Source organism: Phenylobacterium aquaticum (assembly GCF_947378715.1).
Classification (GTDB): Bacteria; Pseudomonadota; Alphaproteobacteria; order Caulobacterales; family Caulobacteraceae; genus Phenylobacterium; species Phenylobacterium aquaticum_A.
In genome coordinates this window covers 1-23,346 of sequence record NZ_CANCLE010000053.1, presented here as the reverse complement: position 1 = coordinate 23,346, position 23,346 = coordinate 1, and the positions used below count along the sequence as shown (strand labels likewise).

The window sequence follows — 23,346 nt, the reverse complement described above, 5'->3', positions numbered from 1 at the left end:
CGGCGCCAGACGGTGCAGTTCGAGTTCAAGAGCCCGCCGCGCTCGGGCGAGGACGTGATCAGCCTGCGCGACGTCCACAAGGGCTATGGCGCGCAGCGGATCTATGACGGCTTCGATTTCCTGGTGCGCCGCAAGGAACGCTGGTGCGTGCTGGGCGCCAATGGGGCCGGCAAGTCGACGCTGTTGAAGCTGGTGGCCGGCGACGCCGCGCCCGACCAGGGCGTGGTCAGCATCGGGGCCAGCGTCAGGATGGGCTATTTCGCCCAGCACGCCATGGACCTGCTGGAGGGCGAGGAGACGATCTTCGAGTCCCTGGAGCGCTCCTTTCCCCAGGCCGGTCAGGGCGTGCTGCGCAACCTGGCGGGATGCTTCGGCTTCTCAGGCGACGATGTGGAAAAGCCCTGCCGCGTCCTGTCCGGCGGCGAGAAGGCGCGGCTGGTCATGGCCAAGATGCTGTTCGATCCGCCGAACCTGCTGGTGCTCGACGAGCCGACCAACCACCTCGACATGGCCACCAAGGAGATGCTGGTCACAGCCCTGGCGGACTTCGAGGGCACCATGCTCTTCGTCTCCCACGACCGCCATTTCCTGGCCGCCCTGTCGAACCGCGTGCTGGAGCTGACGCCTGAGGGCGTCCACCAGTATGGCGGCGGCTATCTGGAATATGTCGCCCGCACCGGCCAGGAAGCGCCAGGGCTGCACCCGGGCGGGTAGCGGCGTCAGCGCCTCCGACCCGCCGGGACTCACGCTTCAGATTTCGGCCCCTAGTGGCCGCCGCGCTTCTTCGCGTCGGCGGCGCGGGAGGCCATGTTCAGGCCCTCGACCAGGCCGGAGAAGGCCATGGCGGCGTAGATATAGCCCTTGGGCACATGCACCCCGAAGCCGTCGGCGATCAGGGTCGCGCCGATCATCAACAGGAAGCCGAGCGCCAGCATCACCACGCTGGGATTGTTGTTGATGAAATTGGCCAGGGGGTCGGAGGCCACCAGCATCAGGCCGACGGCGACGATCACCGCCACCATCATGATCGGCAGGTGGTCGGTCATGCCCACGGCGGTCAGGATGGAATCGACCGAGAAGACGATGTCGAGCAGCAGGATCTGCACGATGGCCGCGCCGAAGTTCAGGGCCACCGGGGCCTTCTTGTCCAACAGGTCGTCGCTGGCGTGGGTGTCGACGGAATGGTGGATCTCATTGGTCGCCTTCCAGACCAGGAACAGGCCGCCGGCGATCAGCACCAGGTCGCGCCAGGAGAAGGCCAGTTCAAAGGCCGGGTGGCCGTTCTCGCCGATCGGTCCCTTCCAGGGCAGCTCGAACACCGGGTGGGTCAGGCCGGCCAGGAAGGCCAGGGTGGAGAGCAGGCCGAGCCGCAGGACCAGGGCCAGGCTGATGCCGATGCGCCGGGCCCGGGTGCGGTTCTCCGGCGGCAGCTTGTTGGTCAGGATCGAGATGAAGACCAGGTTGTCGACGCCGAGCACCACCTCCATGACGATCAGGGTGATCAGCGCCGCCCAGGCGGCGGGATCGGAGATCAGGGCCATAAGGCTCGGCATGGGGGTCCTCAGACGGTGTCGTGAACCCTCATATGTAGCGCAAGAGGTCGCCGCCACCAGTCGCTAACCGGACGGTGAGAGTTCTGGGTGATGGTGCGCAGGAGAGCGGGCGCCTGGCGCCGGAACCGGATGCGCACGGCGATGACCGACGGCCAGAACATCAAGCCCCTGACCTCCCTGCGGTTCTTCGCGGCCATCTGGGTGGTGCTGTTCCACTATTGGCCGAACCTGGCCGGGGCGGCGGCGCATGGCGAGCCGGGCTTTGTCGCCAAGGGCTATCTGGGGGTGGAGCTGTTCTTCATCCTGTCGGGCTTCATCCTGTCCCATGTCTATCGGACCAGCGTCGAGACCGGCCGGTTCCGCTATGGGGCGTTCCTGTGGGCGCGGCTGGCCCGGGTCTATCCGCTGCATCTGGCCACCCTGGCGGCCATGGGGCTGATGGCCGGCGCCGCCGGCCTCGCCGGGATCGCCGTCGATCCCAACATCATGTCCTGGTCGAGCCTGCCGGCCAATCTGACCCTGACCCAGGCCTGGGGCTTCGCGCCCGTGGCCGGCTGGAACCATCCCTCCTGGTCGATCTCGGCGGAGTGGTTCGCCTATCTGAGCTTCCCGGCCTTCGCCTGGGCGGCCCTGAAGCTGAAGGACCGGCCGCTCGCCGCCGTCGGCCTGGCCATGGGCTTCATCGTCGTCCTCTATGCCAGCTTCCAGGCCCTGGCGGGTTTCCCCCTGACCTTGGCGACCATCCGCTGGGGCGCGCTGAGAATCGTTCCGTGCTTCGCCTATGGCTGCGCCCTGCATGCCCTGTGGCGGGCCCGGCCGGCGGAGAATCAGACCCAGGCCCTGCTGGGCGCCGCATTTTCAGGCGCCGGGGTGCTCGTGGCCGCCGCAGCCGGGGCCTCGGATGCCGCGATTGTCATCGGCCTGGGCGGGGTGATCTTCTTCTTGGCGCGTCTGGCCCAAACCGGCTCGGATCTTTTGAGCGCCCGACCCTTGGTCTACCTCGGTGAGATTAGCTACTCGGTCTATATGATCTGCATCCCCTGGAAGATTGTATTCCCGAATCTTGTCATCAGGGTCGCGCAGCTTAACAGCAAGGAACTTCCCTTGGGGTTGTGGTTAGTTTTCTTGATTTCGGTGGTTCCTCTGGCCGCGATCTCTTATCATCTGATCGAGAAGCCGGCCCGGGAGCGCATGAAGCTCATCGCGGAATCGTGGGTGACTCGGCGACCTTCGGCCGCAAGGGCATAAATCCGCTTTTCATTCGCCCACGGGATGAGTATCCCTAACGCCAGTTCGCGTGGGGAGTTCCTCTAACATGCTGAAACGGACGAGGACCCTGTTGGGTTCCCTTGCCGCCATAGCGGTTATGACACTGACGCCCCTGTCGGGAGCGGTCGCCGACACCTATTGGCAGTGCGTGCCCTTCGCGCGCCTGATGTCCGGCATCCAGATCTTCGGCGACGCCTACACCTGGTGGAAGCAGGCCGCCGGTCACTATGACACCGGCTTCGCGCCCAAGGCCGGCGCGGTGCTCTGCTTCAAGCCCACCGGCAAGATGACCCTCGGCCACGTGGCCGTGGTCACCCAGGTGCTCACCGACCGGGTGATCCAGATCACCCACGCCAACTGGTCGCGCATCGGCGGGACCCGCGGGCAGATCGAGAAGGACGTCACCGTCATCGACGTCTCGCCCATGGGCGACTGGTCGACGGTCAAGGTCTGGTACGATCCGGTTCGCGATCTCGGCTCGACCACCTATCCGACCTACGGCTTCATCTATCAGGACGCCAATGCGACGCGGATGGCCAATTCCGGCTTCAACGCCGCCGGCAACGCCGCCATCGCCATGGCCCAGAGCGCAGCCACCCAGGTGGTGTCCACCGTGCGTCCCGGCGCCGGTCCCATGGCCATGCTGAGCCAGGCGGCCGATTCCACCGACCGGATCGCGGCCCTGATCCAGGCGGCCCTGTCCCAGCCGGCCAACGACCAGCACTGATCGACGCTTCGCGTTGACCTGCGGCCCGACCCCTCGCATGAGGGAGCGCGGAGACATTCATGCTGCATCTGTTGCGCCAGGGCGCCTCGCGCCTCGAAACCATCGCGGTCGCGCCGGACTGGGCGCCCCCCGCCGACGCCCTGTGGATCGACCTGGAGTCGCCCTCCCGCGAGGAAGAGCTGGCGGTCGAGCAGGCGCTGGGCCTCGACCTGCCGACCCGCGAGGAAATGGCTCAGATCGAGCCCTCCAGCCGGCTCTACCAGGAGGGCGGGGCGACCTTCCTCACCGCCTCGCTGCTGGCCCGCAGCGATGGCGAGCATCCCGCCGCCACGCCGGTCACCTTCGTCCTGACCGGCGAGCTGCTGGTCACGATCCGCTATGACCATCTGAAGGCCTTCGAGGCCTTCGCCCAGTCCGCCCTCCAGAACGGCAAGCCGACCTGTGGCGGCGAGGCCCTGATGGGCCTGCTGGAAGCGGTGGTCGAGCGCCTGGCCTCGGTGCTGGAGCGCGGCTCGGCGCGGGTGCAGGCCTCGTCCAACGCCATCTTCGACCGGCCGCGCGGCGCGGCCTTCGAGCCGCTGCTGACCGGCCTGTCGCGCACCCAGTCGATCACCGCCATGGCCCAGATCAGCCTGATCAGCCTGGGGCGGCTGGCCAGCTTCGCCATGCTGGCCGATGAGATCGGCGAGGCGCCGGCCCGCAAGGCCCACCTGCATTCCATCCAGCACGACGTGCAGTCGCTCACCGAGCACTCCGGCCATCTCGGCACCCACATCTCGTTCCTGCTGGATGCAGCGCTGGGCCTGATCAACATCGAGCAGAACAACATCATGAAGGTGTTCTCGCTGGCGACGGTGATCCTGATGCCGCCGACCCTGGTGGGGGCGATCTACGGCATGAACTTCGTCCACATGCCGGAGCTGTCCTGGAAGCTCGGCTATCCCATGGCGCTGGGGCTGATGGTGGTGTCGGGCCTGGGGCCGGCCCTGTGGTTCAAGCGGCGCGGCTGGTTCTGAGCGCCGCACTCTCCTGACGCGGGCAAAATCCGGCCTGCGACCGGACGTCGCAATTCTTCCTTAAGCGCGTTGGGGGAACCTGTTCGGCATTGGATATCTCCCCGCATGTCGTCCTCTGCCGCCCGCCTCTTCCGCACGCTTGAGACCGACGCCCTGCGGGCGATCGTGGAGGCCCACCGTCGCTATCTGGCGGGCCGCAGCGGGGGGCGTCGCGCCCAGCTGTCCTATGTGGACCTCACCAATCGGCAGCTGGATGGGGTCGACCTGCGCGAGGCCGACTTCTCGGGCGCCCGGCTGAACGAGGCCTCCCTGCGGGGCGCCGACCTGGCCCGCGCCACCTTCTTCGGCGCCGACCTGCGCGACACCGACCTGCGCGAGGCCAATCTGCACCAGGCCGATCTGCGCGGCGTCTGCCTGCGCGGCTCCAACCTGACCAACGCCAATCTCGAGGCCTGCGACCTGCGCGAGGGGCTGATCGCCCTGCAGGATCGGGTCGACGGGTTCCAGGTGCTGTCGCATGACGCCAAGGCCCATGAGAGCCAGATCGCCGTGGTGGCCGGCGCCCGGATGGTCAATATCCAGACCATGGGCGGTCCCAAGCCCGCCGACCTCTCCGACGCCAATCTGTCCGGGGCGCGGCTGGGCGGGGCCCGGCTGATCAGCGCCCTGCTGGACGGCGCCGACCTGACCGGCGCGGCGGTGGGCGGGGCCGACTTCTCGGGCGCCTCCCTGAAGCGGGCGATCCTGGTCAAGGTCGATCTCGGCTTCGCCAATCTGCAGGGCGCCGACACCACGGGCGTGCTGCGCGCGCCGCCCCGGGCGATCTTCGTCGACGACCGGCCCCTGCCCGACGTGCTGGCCGAGCACGAGGCCTATTGCGACAGCGGGGGCGCCAAGGGGAAGATCGGCAGGCTGCCCGACGTCGATTTCCGGGTCCTGGGCCAGCTGCGTCGCCGTCGGCTGACCGGCCTGGTCGCGCCCGGCGCGGTGTTCTTCGGCATGGACCTGTCCGGCGCCCAGCTGCAGGGCGCCGACCTCAATGGCGCCGACCTGCGCGGGGTCAATCTCAAGGGCGCGGACCTGCGCGGGGCCAAGCTCATCGAGGCCGACCTCAGCCGCGCCAATCTCAGCGAGGCCAGGCTCGGCCCGCTGGCCATCGGCGAAGGCCGGCTGGTGCGCACCGACCTCTCCCGGTCCAAGCTGCGCCAGACCGATCTCACCGGCGCCCACGCCCAGAGGGTGCGGTTCCTGGGCGCCGACATGTACGGCGTCAAGCTGCGCGGCTGCGACCTGAAGGGCGCCGAGCTGGAGGTCTAAATAGCTGTTCCCCGCTGGGGGAGCTGCCGCGCAGCGGCTGAGGGGGCCGACCCGAAGGGGCGGACAAAGGCGACGGTCGGATCCGCTGCTATCGCAGCGGCCCCCTCCGGCCCTCCGGGCCACCTCTCCCAAGCCGCGCTGCGCGCTGGGGGAGGAGCTTCGCCCTCACATCTCGTGGCGCAGGGGCTGCAGGTCCTGGAAGACCGGATCGCGCTTCTCGGCCTTGGCCTTGAAGGCCTCGCCCATGTGCGGGCCCGCGAACATGCCGGTCTGCCAGACGGCGATATAGTCCAGCCCGTCCTTGATGGTGTGGTCGCGGGCGTAGTTGATCATCACCTTGGAGCCGGTGACGGCCAGCGGCGCCTTGCCGGCGATCTCACGGGCGGTGGCCAGCGCATGGGCCACGCACTCCTCGTGGGTCGCCAGCACCTCGTTGACCCAGCCGATCTCCTTGGCCTTCAGCGCCGGCATGCGGCGGCCCGTATAGGCCATCTCGCGGACCCAGCCCTCGGGGATGATCTTGCACAGGCGCGGGAAGGTGCCGACGTCGGCGGTCATGCCGATATTGATCTCCTGGATGCAGAAGAAGGCGTCGGCCGAGGCGTAGCGGATGTCGCAGGCGCTGGTCATGTCGACGGCGCCGCCGATGCAGCCGCCCTGGATCGCGGCGATCACCGGCACGCGGGCCTCGTCCAGGCAGCCGAAGCAGTTCTGCAGCCACAATATGTGGTGGCGCTGGGCCTCGGCGTTGAGCCAGCGGTCGGTCGTCTGGTGGGTGGAGGTCGAGCCGCCGCCACCAAACACCGCCAGGTCCATGCCGGCGCAGAAGTGCTTGCCGGTCGAGGAGATGACGATGGCCCGGGCCCGGGCGTTGTCGTCGATGTCCTTCACGATGGCCGGCAGTTCGTTCCAGAACTCGCGGATCATCGAGTTCATGGCCTCGGGACGCTTGAGCTGGATGTGGGCCACCCCGTCCTCGATCGTGACGTTGAAGCAGGTCCAGGTCGTGTCGGCGGCGCTCATGGCGGTCTCTCCCCTATGGTTTGAGGGGCATTCTCCGCCGGTGACGGGGGGAAAGGGAAGGGGGCTTGGCCGCCCCTACCGATAGCGCATCTTGCCCAGGGCCCGGGCGACCTCGCCCATGACGTCGTGGGTGGAGAGGCCGGCCTTCCACTTTTCGAAGGCCATGACGTTGTCGATGCGGGCGTCGAGGAAGGCCTCGGCCTCGGCGGGGCTGGCGTGCAGGCGAAGCGCCAGGGCGCCGGCTAGGATGCCGGAGAGGATGGCGCGCTTGGAATAGTGGTTCTCATCCGTCGCGATATCGCCAGCCCAGCGCCACAGGCCGTCGGCGCTATCCCACAGGAGCGACAGGGCGAGCGGCAGGTTCAGCGGCAGGGACAGATAGCCGCTCCAGCGCCGGGTGGCCGCCTCGTCAGCGCAGGCGGCGTCGAGGCGGGCCAGGACGGCGCGGCGGATGCGCTCGCGGATCTTCAAGCCCGCCGGATCGGGCAGGGCGGCGAGGGCGGCGGCGTCATGGCGGCGCGACAGCAGGGCGGCGAGGTCGCGGGGCCCGTGGGGCAGCAGAAGCTCGGTCTCGGGGCCTGAGAGGCCCGCCGCACGGCCGGCGGCCCGGGTCATGGGCCAGGTCCAACCCTGGGCCGGCGCCAGTCCCAGGGCCTGGTCCAGGACCTGCTGCTCGGTCTCGCCGGCCCAATCGGGTCGGGAAGCGGCCTGGGCGGGACGGTCGGGGGCGAGGGCGTCGGTCATGAAGCCCATATTAGAACGGCTTAAGCCGTCTGTCCGCCGTGGACATGGGCTTAAGCATCTGCTATCTCGCCGCGCTCAAACCCGGCAGGGCGACCTGCGGGTTATTCGCAATTATACAGACTATTGTCCGTTCGCCGCCGCCCCACAAAGGTAGGCCGAGCGGGAACGGGTGACAGGAGAGAGACCTCTGGTTCAGATTTTCGTCCGCGACAACAACGTCGATCAGGCCCTCAAGGCGCTGAAGAAGAAGATGCAGCGTGAGGGCTCGTTCCGCGAGATGAAGCGGCACGTGCATTACGAAAAGCCGTCGGAAAAGCGCGCCCGTCAAAAGGCCGAAGCTGTCCGTCGCGCCCGCAAGCTGGCCCGCAAGCGCGCCCAGCGTGAAGGCCTGATCGCCGCGCCGAAGAAGCCCGCGCGCTGATCCTCAGGCTTTCGAGACCAAGTTCGGAAAGGCCGCGCGGACATCGCGCGGCCTTTTTGCTATGGTCTGAAGACTGAACTTTTCCCCGCCGCGGCGCCGCGATTTCACGTCGCGCGGCATGGGCCTTGCTGGTGGACCTTCGCCGACCCACCTATCTGAGTCTTCGGCGGACATTTCCGAGACGGTTTGAACGATCATGAACCTGCGTAATCTTGCTATCTGGGGCGTCGTCGTCGTCGTCCTGATCGGCCTGTACAGCATGATGGCCGGGGGCACGCGCACAGCGAACCTCAGCGAGATCACCTATTCCCAGCTGCTCAACAAGGTGGGCGCGGGCGACGTGAAGAAGGCCGAGATCTCCGGATCGCGGGTCGTGGTCACGGATGGCGCCGGCAAGACCTTTGGCACGGTGACCCCCAACAACCAGGATGACCTGGTCAAGCGGCTGGAAAGCCAGGGCGCGGACATCAACGTCAAGCAGCCCGGCGGTTTCACCCTGGTGGGCTTCATCGTCCAGTCCCTGCCGATCCTGCTGCTGATCGGGGTGTGGATCTTCTTCATGCGCCAGATGCAGGGCGGCGCCCGGGGCGCCATGGGCTTTGGCAAGTCCAAGGCCCGCATGCTCACCGAGAACAAGAACCGAGTGACCTTTGACGACGTGGCCGGCGTCGATGAGGCCAAGGAAGAGCTGACCGAGATCGTCGACTTCCTGAAAGACCCGCAGAAATACCAGCGCCTGGGCGGCAAGATCCCCAAGGGCGCCCTGATGGTCGGGCCCCCCGGCACCGGCAAGACCCTGCTGGGCCGCGCCGTGGCCGGCGAGGCCGGTGTGCCGTTCTTCTACATCTCGGGCTCCGACTTCGTGGAGATGTTCGTCGGCGTCGGCGCCAGCCGTGTGCGCGACATGTTCGAACAGGCCAAGAAGAACAGCCCCTGCATCATCTTCATCGACGAGATCGACGCGGTCGGCCGCCATCGCGGCGCCGGCCTGGGCGGCGGCAATGACGAGCGCGAGCAGACCCTGAACCAGCTGCTGGTCGAGATGGACGGTTTCGATCCCAATGAGGCGATCATCGTCATCGCCTCGACCAACCGTCCCGACGTGCTCGACCCGGCCCTGCTGCGTCCCGGCCGTTTCGACCGTCAGGTCGTGGTGCCGAATCCCGACGTGGGCGGCCGCGAGCGCATCCTGCGCGTCCACATGAAGAATGTGCCCCTGGCTTCGGACGTCGACGTGCGCACCATCGCGCGCGGCACCCCGGGCTTCTCGGGCGCCGACCTGGCCAATCTGGTCAATGAGGCGGCCCTGACCGCGGCCCGCAAGAACCGTCGCATGGTCCTGCACCGCGACTTCGAGGAAGCCAAGGACCGGGTCATGATGGGCGCCGAGCGCAAGTCCATGGCCATGAGCGAGGACGAGAAGCGCCTGACCGCCTATCACGAGGGCGGCCACGCCCTGGTGGCCCTGAACGTTCCCGCCACCGATCCGGTGCACAAGGCCACGATCATCCCGCGTGGCCGCGCGCTGGGCATGGTCATGCAGCTGCCCGAGCGGGACCAGCTGTCGATGTCCTACGAGCAGATGACGTCGCGCCTGACCATTCTGATGGGCGGCCGCATGGCCGAGGAGATCATCTTCGGCAAGGAGAAGATCACCTCCGGCGCCTCCTCCGACATCGACCAGGCGACCAAGCTGGCCCGGGCCATGGTCACCAAGTGGGGCTTCTCCGACAAGCTGGGCGTGGTGTCCTACGGCGAGAACCAGGACGAGGTGTTCCTGGGCCACTCGGTCTCGCGCACCCAGAGCGTCTCGGAAGAGACCTCCAAGCTGATCGACGCCGAGGTCAAGGCCCTGGTCCAGACCGGCTTCGATGAGGCCCGTCGAATCCTGACCACCAAGCTGGATGACCTGCACACGCTCGCCAAGGCGCTGCTCGAATATGAGACCCTGACCGGCGACGAGATCATCAATGTCATCAAGGGCGTCGCCCCGAACCGCGCCGACCCTGAGGCCAAGCTGCCCATCGGCCCCTCGGTGGCGGTGCCGATCTCGCCGCGCGCCGACCCCGAACCGGCCTGACGCCTCAGGCCAGAGCGGCGGTTCTAGACCAGTTCCTTCTCGAGGATCTGGATCGCGCGCTCCACCACCAGGCGGTGCCAGGTGGTGAGGTCGGTACGTTCGAGCTTGGCCTTGGCCGCGGCGGCTGCAGCCTCGCCGTGTCGGCGACGCAGGACCTGCGCCTCATCCAGCGCTTCGCGCTTGAGACGTTCGTGGCGGCGGAGCAGGCGAAGAGGATTTAACACCGCAGAGGGCTCCCGGACGGTTTCGCGTAGCATCGGTTCGTGACCGCGAGAAGGCGCGCCGCCGTCAAGTTGGTGACAGTCCTGGTCCTTGCCGCGTAGCTGAGCGTTACCCGAAGTGGGGCGCCCGTCTAGGGTGCGATTTCAGAAAGCTGTCGAGTGGGTTTCATGACTGAACGCACCCCCGTCCGGGTGATGGGCATCCTCAACGCCACACCCGACAGCTTCTCGGATGGCGGCCGGTTCCTGGACCCTGCCGCTGCCCTGGCCCAGGCTAGGCGAATGGTCGCCCAGGGGGCCGATATCCTCGACATCGGCGGGGAATCCACCCGCCCGGGCGCGGCGCCGGTGGAGGCCGAGGCGGAGATCGCCAGGGTTGCGCCCCTGATCGCCGCGATCCACGCCGAAAGCCCGGTGACGCTCAGCATCGACACCATGAAGCCCCAGGTGGCCCGCGCCGCGATCGCCGCCGGCGCGGAGATCTGGAACGATGTCACCGCCCTGACCTGGGCGCCGGAGGCGGCGGATGTCGCCGCCGAACTGGGATGCCAGGTGGTGCTGATGCACATGCGGGGCGAGCCGCGCACCATGCAGGCCGCGCCGGTCTACCAGGACGCGGTCGGCGAAGTGGAGGCCTTCCTGGTCGCGCGGGCCGAGGCGGCCATGACCGCCGGCGTGGCGCGGGCGCGCATCTGGCTCGATCCTGGCATCGGGTTCGGCAAGACCCTGGCGCACAACCTGACCCTGCTGGCCCATCTGGACCGGCTGGTCGCCCTGGGCTTTCCGGTGCTGCTGGGGGCCAGCCGCAAGAGCTTCCTCAAGGCGTTGGATCCCCGCGCCGCGTCGGCCGCCGATCGCCTGGGCGGGTCGCTGGCTGCAGCCCTGGCGGGCGCCCAGGCCGGCGTCGCCGCCGTGCGGGTGCATGACGTGGTCGAGACCGTCCAGGCCCTGGCCCTCGCCCGGGCCCTGGCGCAGGCCCGTTGATCAGCCGCGGCCGATGAACGGCATCTTGGTGGCCATCACCGTCATGAACTGCACATTGGCCGCCAGCGGCAGGCCGGCCATGTAGACGATCGCATCGGCCACGGCCTGGACGTCCATCACCGGTTCTGCGGCCATGGTCCCATCAGCCTGGGGCACGCCCTGGCTCATCCTCTGGGTCATCTCGGTGGCGGCGTTGCCAATGTCGATCTGGCCGCAGGCGATGTCATGGACCCGGCCGTCCAGGGACAGGGACCGGGTCAGGCCGGTGATGGCGTGCTTGGTCGCGGTGTAGGCCGCCGAGCGCGGGCGGGGCGCGTGGGCCGAGATCGAGCCATTGTTGATGATCCGCCCGCCCTTGGGATCCTGGGCCTTCATGATCCGGAACGCGGCCTGGGCGCAGAGGAAGGCGCCGGTGAGGTTCACATCCACCACCCGGCGCCAGGCGGCGAGATCCAGGTCCTCGAAGGGCACGGGCGGGGCGCCGGTCCCGGCGTTGTTGAACACCAGGTCGAGCCGGCCGAACCGGGCCTCGGTCGCCGCGAAGACCGCCCTGACCGCCTCCGGGTCGGCGACGTCCCCGGGAAAGGGAACCAGGCGGTCGGGGTCCGTCGCCGCCGTCGCCGCCAGGGCCTCGGCGCGCCGCCCGACCAGGGCCACACGCCATCCGGCCTTGGCGAGCGCCTGGGCGCTGGCGCGACCGATGCCGGAGCCCGCGCCGGTGACGAGGGCGATCTTGTCTGTGCCGTTCATGGGCGGAGGCTATCAGCCCCACCGGGCCTCAGGCCAGCCCGGCCTTGACCCTCGGATGATCCTTCCAGGCCGGCAGGGTGGCCATATAGGCCAGGGTCGCGGCCTCGGCGGCGGCCCGTTCGCCGCCCCGTTCGCGCAGCTGCCAGTCGACCATGCGGCCGAAGCGGGTGTCGAAGTCCTGCAGGGCGCCGCTCGCGTCGACGCAATAGGCGCAATAGCGGCCGGTCTCGATCGGCATGCCGCAGCTTTCGCAAGTGTGGGTCATGGGGTCTGCTCCTTCAGAAGGGTGTTGAGGCGGTCCATCAGGCGGGTGAGGTCGGCGCGCTCGGCCGGGGTCAGGCCCTCGGCGGCGCGGGCCAGGCGGGGCTCGTCCAGCACTTGCAGGGCTTCGGCCAGGTCGTCGCGGCCCTCGGCCGTGAGCCAGATCAGGGAGCGTCGGGCGTCGGCCGGGTCGGGTTCGCGGGCCAGCAGGGCCTTGGCGACCAGGTGCTCGACCATCTCGCTGGTGGTCGACTGGGCGCGGCCCATGTGGCGGGCGAGCTCGGTCAGGCCCATGGGCCCGGCCTCAGCCAGATGCAAAAGGAAGGCGGTGGTCTCGGCCGTCAGCCGCTCGCGCTTGTCGCGCACCCGGCGCACGGCGCGCAGATAGAGGTCGCGATAGGCCTGTTCGAACCGGCGGGCGAAGGTCGAGGTCTCCATGGCCGCCATGCTGAAGGCGGTGGAAAGCTTCGTAAATCCCGATGCATTTCGCATCGCGCCGGGCTATCGGCGGATATGAGCCATTTTCCAGCCCCCTTCCTCGGGCGCGTCCTGATTCTCGCGGGCTCCGACTCCGGTGGCGGGGCGGGAATCCAGGCCGATATCAAGACCGTGACGGCGCTGGGCGGCTATGCGGCCACGGCGATCACGGCGGTGACGGTGCAGAACAGCCTGGGCGTCACCGGCGTCCATCCGATCCCGGTCGATATCGTCGAGGCCCAGGCCCGCGCCGTGCTGGACGATATCGGCGCCGACGCCATCAAGACCGGCATGCTGGGCGATGTCGCCATGGTCGAGGCCGTGGCCCGCATCCTGGACACCTCCCCCGCGCGTGCGGTGATCGACCCGGTGATGGTGGCCAAGGGCGGGGCCTCGCTGCTGGACGCGGGCGCCGTGGGCGCGGTGAAGGCCCTGTTGATCCCGCGCGCGGCGCTGCTGACCCCCAACGCCCCGGAGGCCGCCGCCCTGACCGGCCGGGCGGTGGAGACCACGGACGACCTGCGCCGGGCCGGCGAGGCGCTGCTGGCGCTGGGCGCGCGGGCGGTGCTGATGAAGGGCGGCCACGTGGCCGGTGCTGCGGTGGTCGATGTGCTGATGACCCAGGGCGGCGAGACCAGGTTCGAGGGCGCGCGGATCGACAGCCGCCACACCCATGGCACGGGCTGCACCCTGGCCTCGGCCTGCGCGGCGGGCCTGGCCCAGGGCCTGACCCTGGAGGCGGCGGTCGCCCGGGCCTGGGCCTATGTCGGCGAGGCCCTGCGCCAGGCCCCGGGCTTCGGGGCCGGCCACGGGCCGCTGGATCACGGCTGGCCGCTGAGGGGCAAGGCATGAGGCTGGAACGACGGCTGGAAGATATTCTGCGCGCGGCGCCCAGCCTGATGCAGGTGATGGAGACCGCCCGGGCCTTGGACCTGCCCGACTGGCTGATCTTCTCCGGCGCCATCTATCAGCGGGCCCTGAACCACCTGACCGGCCGCGATCCCGACTATGGGATCAAGGACTATGACCTCGGCTATCACGACGGCTCGGACGTCTCCTATGAGGCGGAGGATCGGGTCATCCAGCGGGTGGCCGCCGCCTTCGCGCCGCCGTTGCGCGAGATGGTCGAGGTGCGCAACCAGGCCCGGGTGCATCTGTGGTTCGAGGCCAAGTTCGGCGAGCCCTATGAGCCCCTGGCCGACAGCGCCGAGGCCCTGACCCGCTTCACCAGCCCGACCTTCGGGGTGGGCGCGCGGCTGGAGGCCGACGGCCGGATGCGCATCGTCGCGCCGTTCGGGCTGGAGGACATCTTCGCCCTGCGCCTGCGGCCCAACCCGACCCGCAAGACCTCAGGCTTCCTGCGCACCGCCCTGGCGGCCCAGGCCCGCTGGCCGGAACTGACGATCCTCGAGGGTTAGCCGGCGGGGACGCTGAGCGACGCGCCCCCGCCGGCCGGGATCTTAGTGGCGCCAGCCGCCGCGGTCGTCGCCGCGATCGCCGTAGCCATAGCCATATTCATTGTCGTGGCGCTCGAAGCGCAGGCGGGCCGAGACGGCGTCGAAGCGGCGGTCGAGGTCGGCCTGTTCCCAGCGGGTCACCACGCCGTCGGCGCGATAGCGATAGGCCATGCGCTCGGCGTAGCGCAGCTGGTCGCGGAGCATGCGGGCCTCGCGCCAGCTCAGCTGGCCGCTGCGGACGCCCATATTGATGCGGGCCTCAAGGTTGTCGCCGCGCATGATCGGGCGATCGCCGCCGCCGCCGCGACCATAGTCGGGACCGCCGCCATAGCCGGGGCCGGCGCCATAGCCACCCGGGGCGGGGCCGGGACCCGGGCCGTGATCCCAGGACTGGGCGGCGGCGGGGGTGACCGCGGCGGCCAGAGCGGTGGCCGCAATGAGCGAGAGCAGAACCTTTTTCATCTCGATCTCCTTGGATCTCTGAGCCGTCCGGTTGGACGACGTTGAGCGGAGATTGCGACCCGGCGCCTGACGCTGACCTGAGCCGTTCGTTGTCTGAGGTTCAGGTTTGGCCGTCAGGCCGCAGCGGTGACGGCCGGGTTCTGGGCGGCGTCGGTCAGGGCGCGGCTGATCGCTTCATAGAGCTTGGCGATCTCGATCGGCTTGGCGACATGGCCGTCCATGCCGGCGGCCAGATATTCCTGCACCTGGTGGGACAGGGCGTTGGCGGTCAGGGCCACGATCGGCGTGCGGCGGCGGCCGGCTTCCAGCTCGGCGGCGCGGATGGCGCGGGCGGAATCGATGCCGTCCATCACCGGCATCTGGATATCCATCAGGATCAGGTCATAGGCCCCGTCGCGCCAGGCCTCGAAGGCCGCCTGGCCGTCGGGGACGATGTCGACCTCCAGGCCCAGCGAGCCCATGACGGCGGCCAGCACCTGCTGGTTGGTGGGGTTGTCCTCGGCGGCGAGCAGGCGCAGGGCGCCTTCCGGCGCCTCTTCCTGGGGGATCGCCGCAGAGCTGGAGACGGCGGCGGCCTCGCCGCGCTCCAGGGGCAGTTCGATGCGGAAGGTCGAGCCCCGGCCCTCGACGCTTTCCACCTGGATCACGCCGCCCATCATCTGGGTCAGCTCGCGGCAGATGGCCAGGCCCAGGCCCGTGCCGCCGAACCGGCGGGTCGCGGAATTGTCGGCCTGGACGAACTTCTCGAACAGATGGAGCTGCTTTTCGGCCGCGATGCCGACCCCGGTGTCGCGCACGGTCAGGCGCAGGGCGTCAGTCTCCGGCGCGGCGTCGAACACCGCGCTGACCGCGCCGGCCTGGGTGAACTTCACGGCGTTGGACAGCAGATTGCCCACCACCTGGCGTAGACGGTCGGCGTCGCCGCGCCAGGCGCCGAGGGCCTGGTCGGTGAACTGGACCTGGAAGTCGAGGCCCTTCTGCTCGGCCAGCAGCTTGAAGCTGTCGGCCGTCGGGCCGAGCGCGGCCTGCAGATCGAAGTCATCGACCAGCAGGGTGAGCTTGCCGGCCTCGATCTTGGAGAGGTCGAGCACGTCGTTCAGCACCGCCAGCAACAGGCTGCCGGACTGGCGGATCACGTCCAGCCGGTCGCGCTGCACCGGGGCGAGCTCGCCCATGGACATGACCTCGGCCATGGCCAGCACGCCGTTCAGCGGCGTGCGGATCTCGTGGCTCATATTGGCCAGGAACTGGGACTTCAGCACATTGGCGGCGTTGGCGGCGTCGCGGGCCTCGGTCAGGTCGACCAGGCTGGCCTTCAGGGCGCGGTCGCGCTCTCCCAGCCGGCAGAGCAGATGGTTGAAGCTGTCGGTGAGGCTGCGGAACAGGGCGTCCTGGGCCTCGACGACGACCGGCTGAAACTCGCCGCCCGCCGCCACTTCGCCCATGGCTTCGGACAGGCGCTGCACCGGGGCGATGATCCGGTGGGCGAGGCCGCGCCCCAGGAACAGGGCCACGCCGACGCCGGCGAAGAACAGGGCGCCGGTCAGGGCGATGAATTGCGGCGCCATGGCGCTGAAGCTGGGCGCGCGCGCCGTCAGCACCAGCTCGCCGACCCGCAGGCCCTTCAAGGTCACCTCGGTGTGGATGACGTCCAGTTCGCGCGGCGTGTCGCCAGGGCGACGATAGGCGGCCAGGATCCGGCCGTTGGCGTCGATCAGCTGGGCGTCGGTCACCCGCTCGGCCTTGACCAGGGCGGCCAGGGCGGGGGCGGCGGCGGCGGCGTCATGGGCCGCCAGATCATTGGCCACGGCGGCGGCGGTGATCTCGGAGAGCGCCACCTGAGCGGAGTGACTCTGCTCGCGGGCCACCGCCCATTGCTGCAGCATGAAGGTCGCGCAGGCGGCGGCGAGCACGACCAGCGCGGTGATCAGGGCGGCGCCCGCCACGCGAGCATGGAACGAGGCCGTATGCGGCGCGGCGGTCGTTCTGAGCTGTTGGGTCATAGCGCTCAAGTTCCGGACGAAGCTGGGATTTAGCCCAATACTCCTAACGCTTCGCTTCCGTGGATCGCCTCAGGGATGAATGATGATCGCCTTTTGAGCGAAACCGTGTCGTCTTCGCCACGCGCAACTTGCGCGCGCAGATGTCGCGGTTAACGACTCGTTAATTGCCTGGACCGCTCTTAACCTCTGGTTTACCTTTTCCCTCGTGAGTTCATTCACAGGTGGAGGGGTGTCCCCGATGGAAAAGGCGTTTGTTGCGCAACGCGTGGCGACCAAGCTGTTCACGACCGAAGCGGCCGTGGATCAGGCGATGGTTGAGGCCACCGAGCTGATGGCCGATCTTCTGAAGGCCCGTAAGGATGTGAACGCCCCGATGGTGTTCGCTGACGACGTTCAGGTGAAGCTGATGGACGCCATTCGCGCCCTCAGCGAAGCGCGCACCGCCATGGTCGGCGTGCACAGCCAGCTCGGCGAAGCCAAGCTGCGCCTCGGCATCCGCACCAAGATGGCGGGCGAGCTGGAAAAGTTCCTGCTCAACGCGCCGCAGACCACCACGATGCGGGACGTCGGCTAAAACCCGACCGGACCCAAAGCGGGTTGCAATAGTTTAACTGGTTTGGCGCCCCTAATGCGAGTTAGGGGCGCTTTCCATGACCGGCTGGTACTTTCACCACTTTCTCTTGCTCTGCATCGCAGGCGTCGCGCTGTTCGCCTGGATGAAGGGCGGATGGCCCGAGCGCTTTGGCGCGGGCTCGAACCTGCTGGTCGCCCTGCTGGTGTTCATCCTGCAGCGCTGGGTCCCCGCCACCGACCTCGCCCCGGGCCTGCTGTTCCTGGACGGCTTCCTGGGGCTGGTGTTCCTGGGCCTGGCGATCCGCTTCACCAGCCTGTGGCTGGGCGGCGCCATGCTGCTCCAGGCGGTGCAGTTCTCGCTCCACGCCTTCTATTATGTGACCGGGCGGGAGTTCGACATGCTCTTCAAGATCGTCAACAATCTGGTCAGCTGGGGCGTGCTGGCGGTGATCCTGGCCGGGGTGGTCGTGACCTGGCGCGGGATCGGCCGCCGCGAGATCTAGCTCAGACCGCCGCCGGGGATTTCGGCCTCGGCTGCAGGGTGGCCAGCGCCACCCCGCCGAGGATCAGGGCCAGGGCCGCGAAGGCCGTCCAGCCGGGCTGCTCGTCCAGGAACAGCATGCCCACCCCGGTCGCCCAGAGCGGCGCCACATAGACCGCCATCGAGGTGAACAGGGTGCCGCGACGCTGGATCAGATAGACCCAGCCGATGGTGGCGAGCGCCGTCGGGAAGGTCCCGTGCAGCACCACGGCCAGGGCCGCGCCAAACGGCGGCCAGCTGAGCGGCGCACCTGCGGCCACCGCGATCACGGTGGCGAACACCGCCCCGGCCAGGCACATCATCCAGGCCCCCACCGCCGGCGAGACGGCCGGGGTCTGCTTGGTGACGATGTTGGAGACCGCATAGAGCGCGGCGGCGGCCAGGGCCATCAGCAGACCCGAGGCCTCCAGGCTCATGCCGCCGGTGAGCTTGGGGCCCACCAGCACCAGCAGACCCAGAAAGCCCAGCCCGACCCCGGCGCTCTTGCGGGCGTTCATCTGCTCGCCGGCCACCAGGACATGGGCCATGACCGCCGTGAAGATCGGGGTCGCGCCATTGCACATGGAGTTGAGCGCCGATGGAATCCGGGCGGCGGCGAGCGCGAACAGGGCGAAGGGCGCGGCCATGCCGACCAGGCCGTTGACCAGATAGAACCGCCAGGCCCGGTGGCTGGGATGCGGCAGGGGCTCGCGACGGATCAACAGCACCAGGCCCAGGACCGTGACGGCGACCCACAGCCGGATCGCCGTGCTCCACAGCGGGGCGATATGGGCCACGGCGATTTTCAGCAGGGCGAAGGCCGAGCCCCAGGTGACGACCAGGGCGGCGAGCACAAGCCAGTCGGTCGGACGCGGGCGGGTCATTCTCGGGCTCTGGCTCCAGTGCGGAAACAGGCTGAACCACGGCTGGCGCGCCGCGCCAACCCCCGTGACGTGCGCCTGCGATCAATTGCCCGCCGGGTCGCCGCCGGAAAAGTTTCACTTGCGTCCTGGGCGAATCCGGAGTTTTTCGCCGGCGGGCCACGCCCCCCCAACGGGGCGCTGCTCATCTGTAAGGATGGGAGACATCGCTATGACGACCTTGCCAACGCCGGCCATGCGCCCGGCGCGCCCCGAATTTTCCTCCGGCCCCTGCGCCAAGCGGCCCGGATGGAACCCCCAGGTTCTCCAGAACGCCGTCCTCGGACGCTCGCACCGCTCCAAGCTGGGCAAGGCGCGCATTCAGGAAGCGATCACCCGCACCCGCGAGGTGCTGGAGGTTCCCGACGACTTCCTGATCGGCATCACCCCCGGCTCCGACACCGGCGCCGTCGAGATGGCCCTGTGGTCGATGCTGGGTCCCAAGCCGATCCAGATGCTGGCCTTCGAAAGCTTCGGCAAGGATTGGGTCACCGACGTGGTCAAGCAGCTGAAGCTGCCGGCCGAGGTGCTCGACGCCCCCTATGGCGAGTTGCCCGACCTGACCAAGGTCCGCCCTGACGCCGACCTGATCTTCACCTGGAACGGCACCACCTCGGGCGTCCGCGTCCCCAACGCCGATTTCATCTCCGCCGACCGCGAAGGCATCACCATCTGTGACGCCACCTCGGCGGCCTTCGCGCAAGCTCTCGACTGGGCCAAGCTCGATGTGGTGACCTTCTCCTGGCAGAAGGCGCTTGGCGGCGAGGCCGCCCATGGCGTGCTGATCCTGTCGCCCCGCGCCGTCGCCCGGCTGGAGAGCCACACCCCGGCCTGGCCGATGCCCAAGCTGTTCCGGATGACCAAGTCCGGAAAGGTCAGCCTCGACATCTTCGAAGGCGCCACCATCAACACCCCCTCCATGCTCTGTGTGGAAGACGCGGTGGACGCGCTGAAGTGGGCGGCCTCGATCGGCGGCCTGGCCGAGATGCAGCGCCGCGCCGACGCCAATCTGGGCGCCCTGGCCGAGTGGGTCGCCAAGACCGGCTGGGTCGAGTTCCTGGCCGCCGATCCGGCCTGCCGCTCCAACACCTCGGTGTGCCTGAAGGTGGTCGACCCGCGGGTCACCGGCCTCTCCGACGACGCCCAGGCCGACTTCGCCAAGAAGCTGGCCTCGGCGCTCGAGAAGGAGGGCGTGGCCCTCGACGTCGGCGGCTATCGCGACGCCCCTCCCGGTCTGCGGATCTGGTGTGGCGCCACGGTGGAGACCTCGGATCTCGAGGCCCTGACCCCCTGGCTCGACTGGGCCTTCGCCACCACGGCCGCCGCGCTTCAGCCGGCCTGACGCCCTTGGCCCTCCCCCCTTGCGGGGGAGGGTTGGGAGGGGGGTGAAACACCGCCTCTCCCCGCTTGCACCCCCACCCCAACCCCTCCCCGCAAGGGGGAGGGGCTTATGAGCGGAACTCACCCATGCCCCGCGTACTCATCGCTGACAAACTCTCCCCCGCCGCCATCGACATCTTCAAGCAGCGCGGCGTCGACGCCGACGTGAAGACCGGCCTGACCAAGGACGAGCTGCTCAAGATCATCGGCGACTATGACGGCCTGGCCGTCCGCTCGGCCACCAAGGCCGACAAGGATGTGCTGGCCGCCGCCGCCAACCTCAAGGTCATCGGCCGGGCCGGCATCGGCGTCGACAATGTCGACATCCCCGCCGCCACCTCGCGCGGGATCGTGGTGATGAACACCCCGTTCGGCAATTCGATCACCACCGCCGAGCACGCCATCGCCATGATGTTCGCCCTGGCCCGCCAGCTGCCCGCCGCCGACGTGTCGACCCAGGCCGGCAAGTGGGAGAAGAACCGCTTCATGGGCGTGGAGCTCTACGCCAAGACGCTGGGCCTGATCGGGGCCGGCAATATCGGCTCCATCGTCGCCGACCGCGCCAACGGCCTGAAGATGAAGGTCGTGGCCTATGACCCCTTCCTGTCGGCCGAGCGCGCCGTGGAGATCGGGGTCGAGAAGGTCGATCTGGACGACCTGCTGGCCCGGGCCGATGTCATCACCCTGCACACGCCCTTGACCGACAAGACCCGCAACATCCTGTCGGCCGAGAACCTGGCCAAGACCAAGAAGGGCGTGCTGATCATCAACTGCGCCCGGGGCGGGCTGGTGGACGAAGCCGCCCTGCGCAAGGGGCTGGACGACGGCCATATCGGCGGCGCGGGCTTCGACGTGTTCGTGGAAGAGCCGGCCAAGGACAATGTGCTGTTCGGGGCCGAGAACTTCATCGCCACCCCGCACCTGGGCGCCTCGACCGTCGAGGCCCAGGAGAACGTGGCCCTGCAGGTCGCCGAGCAGATGAGCGACTATCTGCTGACCGGCGCGGTGACCAATGCGCTGAACAGCCCCTCGGTCACCGCCGACGAGGCGCCGAAGCTGAAGCCCTTCGTGGCCCTGGCCGAGCGGCTCGGGGCCTTCGCCGGCCAGATGGTCGATGTCGAGGTCAAGGCCGTCGACATCGCCTATGAGGGCGAGGTCGCCAAGCTGAACACCCGGCCGCTCACGGCGGCGGCCCTGGCCGGCGTCATGCGGCCCATGCTGGCGGAGATCAACATGGTCTCGGCCCCGGCCGTGGCCAAGGAGCGCGGCATCACCGTCTCCGAATCCAAGCAGGACGACAGCCCCATCTATGAAAGCCTGGTGCGGATCACCGTCACCACGGCCATGGGCAAGCGCAGCTTCGCCGGTTCGGTCATGGCCGGCACGCCGCGCATCATCGAGGTCAAGGGCATGGACCTGGACGCCCCGTTCGGGACCGTCATGCTCTATGTGAACAATCTCGATAAGCCCGGTTTCATCGGCTCGCTGGGCGCGCTGCTGGCCGACGCCCAGGTCAATATCGCCACCTTCAACCTCGGCCGCGTCTCGGCCGGCGAGGACGCCATCGCCCTGGTCGGCGTCGACCAGGACCCGACCGACGCCCTGGTCACCCGCATCCGCGCCCTGCCCCACGTCAAGGAAGCGCGCACCCTGCGCTTCTGAATTCGCTGAGCCGACCTGACGCCTGAAACCCCGTCGCTCCGACCGGAGCGGCGGGGTTTTTCGTTTGGGTGGCTTGCCTTGCGGCGATAAGTGATCAATGTTTACTTATCTTGATCCTGATCAAGGAAGGCCGAACGCGGGGCCTCAAAACTTCGCGACGAGGAAAAACCAGGAAGCCGCCATGAGCACCGAGACCAAAGTCCGTGAGCCGACCCGCTCGCCCGCCAAGACCGAGCACTTCGACGTCCTGATCGTCGGCGCGGGCATTTCCGGCGTCGGCGGCGCCTATCACCTGCAGCAGCAATGCCCGGACAAGAGCTTCGTGGTGCTGGAGCAGCTGGACAATTTCGGCGGCACCTGGTGGTCGCACCGCTATCCCGGCATCCGCTCCGACAGCGACCTCTACACCTTCGGCTACCGCTTCAAGCCCTGGACCAGCGCGCCGATCGCCAGCGCCGAGGAGATCTTGAAGTACATGGGCGAGGTGATCGAAGAGAACGATCTGTCGCGCCACATCCGCTACAGCCACACCATCACCCACGCCGAATGGTCGAGCAAAGACAACCTCTGGACCCTGGAGGCGGTCCGCAAGGACACCGGCGAGACCGTCCATTTCACCGCCGGCTTCCTGTGGATGTGCCAGGGCTATTACCGCCAGCAGAAGGGCTACACGCCGCAATGGGAGGGCATGGCCGACTTCAAGGGCCAGATCGTCCATCCGCAGGAATGGCCGGAGGACCTGGCCTATAAGGGCAAGAAGGTCATCGTCATCGGCTCGGGCGCGACCGCCGCGACCCTGGTCCCGGCCATCGCCGGCGATGTCGACCACGTCACCCTGCTGCAGCGCTCGCCGACCTATTTCGTGCCGGGCAAGAACGCCGATGAGCTGGCCGACACCCTGCGCCAGCTGCAGATCGACGAGACCTGGGTGCATGAGATCGTCCGCCGTAAGCGATTGTTCGACCAGGACGCCTTCACCAAGCTGGCGGTCGAGCATCCCGACGCGGTCCGGGCCGAGCTGCTGGCCGGGGTCCGCGCCTTCCTGCCGGAAGACATGGTCGAGAAGCACTTCAGCCCCAGCTATCGGCCCTGGCGCCAGCGCATCGCCTTCGTGCCGGATGGCGACCTGTTCCAGGGCGTGATCGCCGGCAAGGCCTCGGTGGTCACCGACGAGATCGTCCGCTTCACCCCGAAGGGCATTCTGCTGAAGTCGGGCCAGGAGCTGGAGGCCGACATCATCGTCTCGGCCACCGGCTTCAACCTCAATGTGCTGGGCGACATCGACTTCGTGGTCGACGGCAAGCCTTTGGTGTTCGGCGACACCGTCACCTATCGCGGCATGATGTTCACCGGCGTGCCCAACATGGTCTGGGTGTTCGGCTATTTCCGCGCCAGCTGGACCCTGCGCGCCGACCTGATCGGCGACTTCGTCTGCCGGATGCTCAAGCACATGGCCGGCAAGGGCGCCAAGAAGGTCGAGGTCGCCCTGCGGCCGCAGGACAAGGACATGCCGCTGTCCACCTGGA

25 protein-coding genes are annotated in these 23,346 nt (G+C 68.4%); 15 read left to right on the top strand and 10 right to left on the bottom strand.

The genetic code is table 11. The features are described 5' to 3' along the window. Positions 1 to 714, top strand: a 714-nt coding sequence (locus tag Q7P21_RS09230) for an ABC-F family ATP-binding cassette domain-containing protein (protein ID WP_304176807.1), incomplete at its 5' end; no start/stop codon positions are given. Positions 715 to 764: 50 nt separating this feature from the next. On the opposite strand, the gene Q7P21_RS09225 is transcribed toward Q7P21_RS09230, so the two are convergent. Next, on the bottom strand, positions 765 to 1,553 hold the full coding sequence (locus Q7P21_RS09225; RefSeq protein WP_304176804.1) for a TerC family protein: 789 nt from the start codon (positions 1,551 to 1,553) through the stop codon (positions 765 to 767). A 141-nt stretch (positions 1,554 to 1,694) separates the two neighbouring features. Here Q7P21_RS09225 and Q7P21_RS09220 point away from each other — a divergent pair, with 141 nt between their 5' ends. From Q7P21_RS09220 to Q7P21_RS09205, 4 genes are all read left to right on the top strand, one after another. Further along, a complete protein-coding gene (locus Q7P21_RS09220; protein WP_304176801.1) occupies positions 1,695 to 2,801 on the top strand; it encodes an acyltransferase in 1,107 nt (368 codons plus the stop codon). A 67-nt stretch (positions 2,802 to 2,868) separates the two neighbouring features. Beyond that, a complete protein-coding gene (locus Q7P21_RS09215) occupies positions 2,869 to 3,549 on the top strand; it encodes a CHAP domain-containing protein (protein ID WP_304169029.1) in 681 nt (226 codons plus the stop codon). A 59-nt stretch (positions 3,550 to 3,608) separates the two neighbouring features. After that, positions 3,609 to 4,565, top strand: coding sequence for a magnesium transporter CorA family protein (locus tag Q7P21_RS09210; protein ID WP_304169026.1), 957 nt, complete (start codon positions 3,609 to 3,611; stop codon positions 4,563 to 4,565). A gap of 105 nt (positions 4,566 to 4,670) precedes the next feature. Further along, complete coding sequence (locus tag Q7P21_RS09205) at positions 4,671 to 5,882, top strand: pentapeptide repeat-containing protein (protein WP_304169024.1); 1,212 nt, start codon at positions 4,671 to 4,673, stop codon at positions 5,880 to 5,882. A 165-nt stretch (positions 5,883 to 6,047) separates the two neighbouring features. Here the strand turns inward: Q7P21_RS09205 and Q7P21_RS09200 are convergent, their stop codons facing one another. Both Q7P21_RS09200 and Q7P21_RS09195 read right to left on the bottom strand, forming a co-directional pair. Next, complete coding sequence (locus tag Q7P21_RS09200; protein WP_304176799.1) at positions 6,048 to 6,905, bottom strand: crotonase/enoyl-CoA hydratase family protein; 858 nt, start codon at positions 6,903 to 6,905, stop codon at positions 6,048 to 6,050. 75 nt (positions 6,906 to 6,980) lie between these two features. Then, positions 6,981 to 7,649 carry a COQ9 family protein gene (locus Q7P21_RS09195; protein WP_304176797.1) on the bottom strand — a complete coding sequence of 223 codons (669 nt, stop codon included), beginning with the start codon at positions 7,647 to 7,649 and terminating at the stop codon, positions 6,981 to 6,983. A 187-nt stretch (positions 7,650 to 7,836) separates the two neighbouring features. Between Q7P21_RS09195 and rpsU the strand changes: the two genes are divergently transcribed. Beyond that, a complete protein-coding gene (gene rpsU, locus Q7P21_RS09190; RefSeq protein WP_091735317.1) occupies positions 7,837 to 8,070 on the top strand; it encodes a 30S ribosomal protein S21 in 234 nt (77 codons plus the stop codon). Between the two features lie 196 nt (positions 8,071 to 8,266). Further along, positions 8,267 to 10,150: an ATP-dependent zinc metalloprotease FtsH gene (ftsH, locus tag Q7P21_RS09185; RefSeq protein ID WP_304169018.1), complete on the top strand. Its 1,884-nt coding sequence runs from the start codon at positions 8,267 to 8,269 to the stop codon at positions 10,148 to 10,150. A gap of 23 nt (positions 10,151 to 10,173) precedes the next feature. Here ftsH and Q7P21_RS09180 read toward each other — a convergent pair whose 3' ends face one another. Further along, complete coding sequence (locus Q7P21_RS09180) at positions 10,174 to 10,374, bottom strand: hypothetical protein (protein WP_304169016.1); 201 nt, start codon at positions 10,372 to 10,374, stop codon at positions 10,174 to 10,176. 165 nt (positions 10,375 to 10,539) lie between these two features. Here Q7P21_RS09180 and folP point away from each other — a divergent pair, with 165 nt between their 5' ends. Next, positions 10,540 to 11,355: a dihydropteroate synthase gene (gene folP / locus Q7P21_RS09175; RefSeq protein ID WP_304176795.1), complete on the top strand. Its 816-nt coding sequence runs from the start codon at positions 10,540 to 10,542 to the stop codon at positions 11,353 to 11,355. On the opposite strand, the gene Q7P21_RS09170 is transcribed toward folP, so the two are convergent. The 3 genes from Q7P21_RS09170 to Q7P21_RS09160 are packed head-to-tail and all read right to left on the bottom strand — an operon-like array spanning position 11,356 to position 12,804. Continuing rightward, positions 11,356 to 12,105: an SDR family oxidoreductase gene (locus tag Q7P21_RS09170; RefSeq protein ID WP_304169012.1), complete on the bottom strand. Its 750-nt coding sequence runs from the start codon at positions 12,103 to 12,105 to the stop codon at positions 11,356 to 11,358. It lies immediately after the preceding gene. Between the two features lie 28 nt (positions 12,106 to 12,133). Beyond that, complete coding sequence (locus Q7P21_RS09165) at positions 12,134 to 12,370, bottom strand: hypothetical protein (protein WP_304169010.1); 237 nt, start codon at positions 12,368 to 12,370, stop codon at positions 12,134 to 12,136. After that, positions 12,367 to 12,804 (bottom strand): MarR family winged helix-turn-helix transcriptional regulator, encoded by a 438-nt coding sequence (locus Q7P21_RS09160; protein WP_304176792.1) that lies wholly within the window; start codon positions 12,802 to 12,804, stop codon positions 12,367 to 12,369. The genes Q7P21_RS09165 and Q7P21_RS09160 overlap by 4 nt, the downstream gene beginning before the upstream one ends. A 75-nt stretch (positions 12,805 to 12,879) precedes the next feature. On the opposite strand from Q7P21_RS09160, the gene thiD reads away from it, so the two are divergent. Together thiD and Q7P21_RS09150 are read left to right on the top strand one after the other, a co-directional pair. Further along, a complete protein-coding gene (thiD, locus tag Q7P21_RS09155; RefSeq protein WP_304176790.1) occupies positions 12,880 to 13,695 on the top strand; it encodes a bifunctional hydroxymethylpyrimidine kinase/phosphomethylpyrimidine kinase in 816 nt (271 codons plus the stop codon). Next, positions 13,692 to 14,261 (top strand): nucleotidyltransferase family protein, encoded by a 570-nt coding sequence (locus tag Q7P21_RS09150; protein WP_304169005.1) that lies wholly within the window; start codon positions 13,692 to 13,694, stop codon positions 14,259 to 14,261. The genes thiD and Q7P21_RS09150 overlap by 4 nt, the downstream gene beginning before the upstream one ends. A gap of 42 nt (positions 14,262 to 14,303) precedes the next feature. Here the strand turns inward: Q7P21_RS09150 and Q7P21_RS09145 are convergent, their stop codons facing one another. Both Q7P21_RS09145 and Q7P21_RS09140 read right to left on the bottom strand, forming a co-directional pair. Then, positions 14,304 to 14,762 (bottom strand): hypothetical protein, encoded by a 459-nt coding sequence (locus Q7P21_RS09145; RefSeq protein WP_304169003.1) that lies wholly within the window; start codon positions 14,760 to 14,762, stop codon positions 14,304 to 14,306. Between the two features lie 113 nt (positions 14,763 to 14,875). Then, complete coding sequence (locus Q7P21_RS09140; RefSeq protein WP_304176788.1) at positions 14,876 to 16,765, bottom strand: ATP-binding protein; 1,890 nt, start codon at positions 16,763 to 16,765, stop codon at positions 14,876 to 14,878. 238 nt (positions 16,766 to 17,003) lie between these two features. Between Q7P21_RS09140 and Q7P21_RS09135 the strand changes: the two genes are divergently transcribed. Further along, positions 17,004 to 17,339: a hypothetical protein gene (locus Q7P21_RS09135; RefSeq protein ID WP_304168940.1), complete on the top strand. Its 336-nt coding sequence runs from the start codon at positions 17,004 to 17,006 to the stop codon at positions 17,337 to 17,339. Positions 17,340 to 17,415: 76 nt separating this feature from the next. After that, on the top strand, positions 17,416 to 17,841 hold the full coding sequence (locus Q7P21_RS09130; protein ID WP_304168938.1) for a hypothetical protein: 426 nt from the start codon (positions 17,416 to 17,418) through the stop codon (positions 17,839 to 17,841). A gap of 1 nt (position 17,842) precedes the next feature. Here Q7P21_RS09130 and Q7P21_RS09125 read toward each other — a convergent pair whose 3' ends face one another. Continuing rightward, complete coding sequence (locus Q7P21_RS09125; protein ID WP_304168936.1) at positions 17,843 to 18,742, bottom strand: DMT family transporter; 900 nt, start codon at positions 18,740 to 18,742, stop codon at positions 17,843 to 17,845. Positions 18,743 to 18,950: 208 nt separating this feature from the next. Here Q7P21_RS09125 and Q7P21_RS09120 point away from each other — a divergent pair, with 208 nt between their 5' ends. From Q7P21_RS09120 to Q7P21_RS09110, 3 genes are all read left to right on the top strand, one after another. Beyond that, a complete protein-coding gene (locus Q7P21_RS09120; RefSeq protein ID WP_304168934.1) occupies positions 18,951 to 20,120 on the top strand; it encodes a phosphoserine transaminase in 1,170 nt (389 codons plus the stop codon). A gap of 125 nt (positions 20,121 to 20,245) precedes the next feature. Continuing rightward, the gene (gene serA / locus Q7P21_RS09115) at positions 20,246 to 21,820 is read left to right on the top strand and encodes a phosphoglycerate dehydrogenase (RefSeq protein ID WP_304176786.1); all 1,575 of its coding nucleotides are present in this window, start codon (positions 20,246 to 20,248) and stop codon (positions 21,818 to 21,820) included. 181 nt (positions 21,821 to 22,001) lie between these two features. Further along, a partial coding sequence (locus tag Q7P21_RS09110) for an NAD(P)/FAD-dependent oxidoreductase (RefSeq protein ID WP_304176783.1) occupies positions 22,002 to 23,346 on the top strand: 1,345 nt, incomplete at its 3' end.

Coding starts and splice junctions, on each gene's coding strand:
- Q7P21_RS09225 (WP_304176804.1), bottom strand. CDS start 1,553: ATGCCGAGCCTTATGGCCCTGATCTCCGATCCCGCCGCCTGGGCGGCG.
- Q7P21_RS09220 (WP_304176801.1), top strand. CDS start 1,695: ATGACCGACGGCCAGAACATCAAGCCCCTGACCTCCCTGCGGTTCTTC.
- Q7P21_RS09215 (WP_304169029.1), top strand. CDS start 2,869: ATGCTGAAACGGACGAGGACCCTGTTGGGTTCCCTTGCCGCCATAGCG.
- Q7P21_RS09210 (WP_304169026.1), top strand. CDS start 3,609: ATGCTGCATCTGTTGCGCCAGGGCGCCTCGCGCCTCGAAACCATCGCG.
- Q7P21_RS09205 (WP_304169024.1), top strand. CDS start 4,671: ATGTCGTCCTCTGCCGCCCGCCTCTTCCGCACGCTTGAGACCGACGCC.
- Q7P21_RS09200 (WP_304176799.1), bottom strand. CDS start 6,905: ATGAGCGCCGCCGACACGACCTGGACCTGCTTCAACGTCACGATCGAG.
- Q7P21_RS09195 (WP_304176797.1), bottom strand. CDS start 7,649: ATGACCGACGCCCTCGCCCCCGACCGTCCCGCCCAGGCCGCTTCCCGA.
- ftsH (WP_304169018.1), top strand. CDS start 8,267: ATGAACCTGCGTAATCTTGCTATCTGGGGCGTCGTCGTCGTCGTCCTG.
- folP (WP_304176795.1), top strand. CDS start 10,540: ATGACTGAACGCACCCCCGTCCGGGTGATGGGCATCCTCAACGCCACA.
- Q7P21_RS09170 (WP_304169012.1), bottom strand. CDS start 12,105: ATGAACGGCACAGACAAGATCGCCCTCGTCACCGGCGCGGGCTCCGGC.
- Q7P21_RS09165 (WP_304169010.1), bottom strand. CDS start 12,370: ATGACCCACACTTGCGAAAGCTGCGGCATGCCGATCGAGACCGGCCGC.
- Q7P21_RS09160 (WP_304176792.1), bottom strand. CDS start 12,804: ATGGAGACCTCGACCTTCGCCCGCCGGTTCGAACAGGCCTATCGCGAC.
- thiD (WP_304176790.1), top strand. CDS start 12,880: ATGAGCCATTTTCCAGCCCCCTTCCTCGGGCGCGTCCTGATTCTCGCG.
- Q7P21_RS09150 (WP_304169005.1), top strand. CDS start 13,692: ATGAGGCTGGAACGACGGCTGGAAGATATTCTGCGCGCGGCGCCCAGC.
- Q7P21_RS09145 (WP_304169003.1), bottom strand. CDS start 14,762: ATGAAAAAGGTTCTGCTCTCGCTCATTGCGGCCACCGCTCTGGCCGCC.
- Q7P21_RS09140 (WP_304176788.1), bottom strand. CDS start 16,765: ATGACCCAACAGCTCAGAACGACCGCCGCGCCGCATACGGCCTCGTTC.
- Q7P21_RS09135 (WP_304168940.1), top strand. CDS start 17,004: ATGGAAAAGGCGTTTGTTGCGCAACGCGTGGCGACCAAGCTGTTCACG.
- Q7P21_RS09130 (WP_304168938.1), top strand. CDS start 17,416: ATGACCGGCTGGTACTTTCACCACTTTCTCTTGCTCTGCATCGCAGGC.
- Q7P21_RS09125 (WP_304168936.1), bottom strand. CDS start 18,742: ATGACCCGCCCGCGTCCGACCGACTGGCTTGTGCTCGCCGCCCTGGTC.
- Q7P21_RS09120 (WP_304168934.1), top strand. CDS start 18,951: ATGACGACCTTGCCAACGCCGGCCATGCGCCCGGCGCGCCCCGAATTT.
- serA (WP_304176786.1), top strand. CDS start 20,246: ATGCCCCGCGTACTCATCGCTGACAAACTCTCCCCCGCCGCCATCGAC.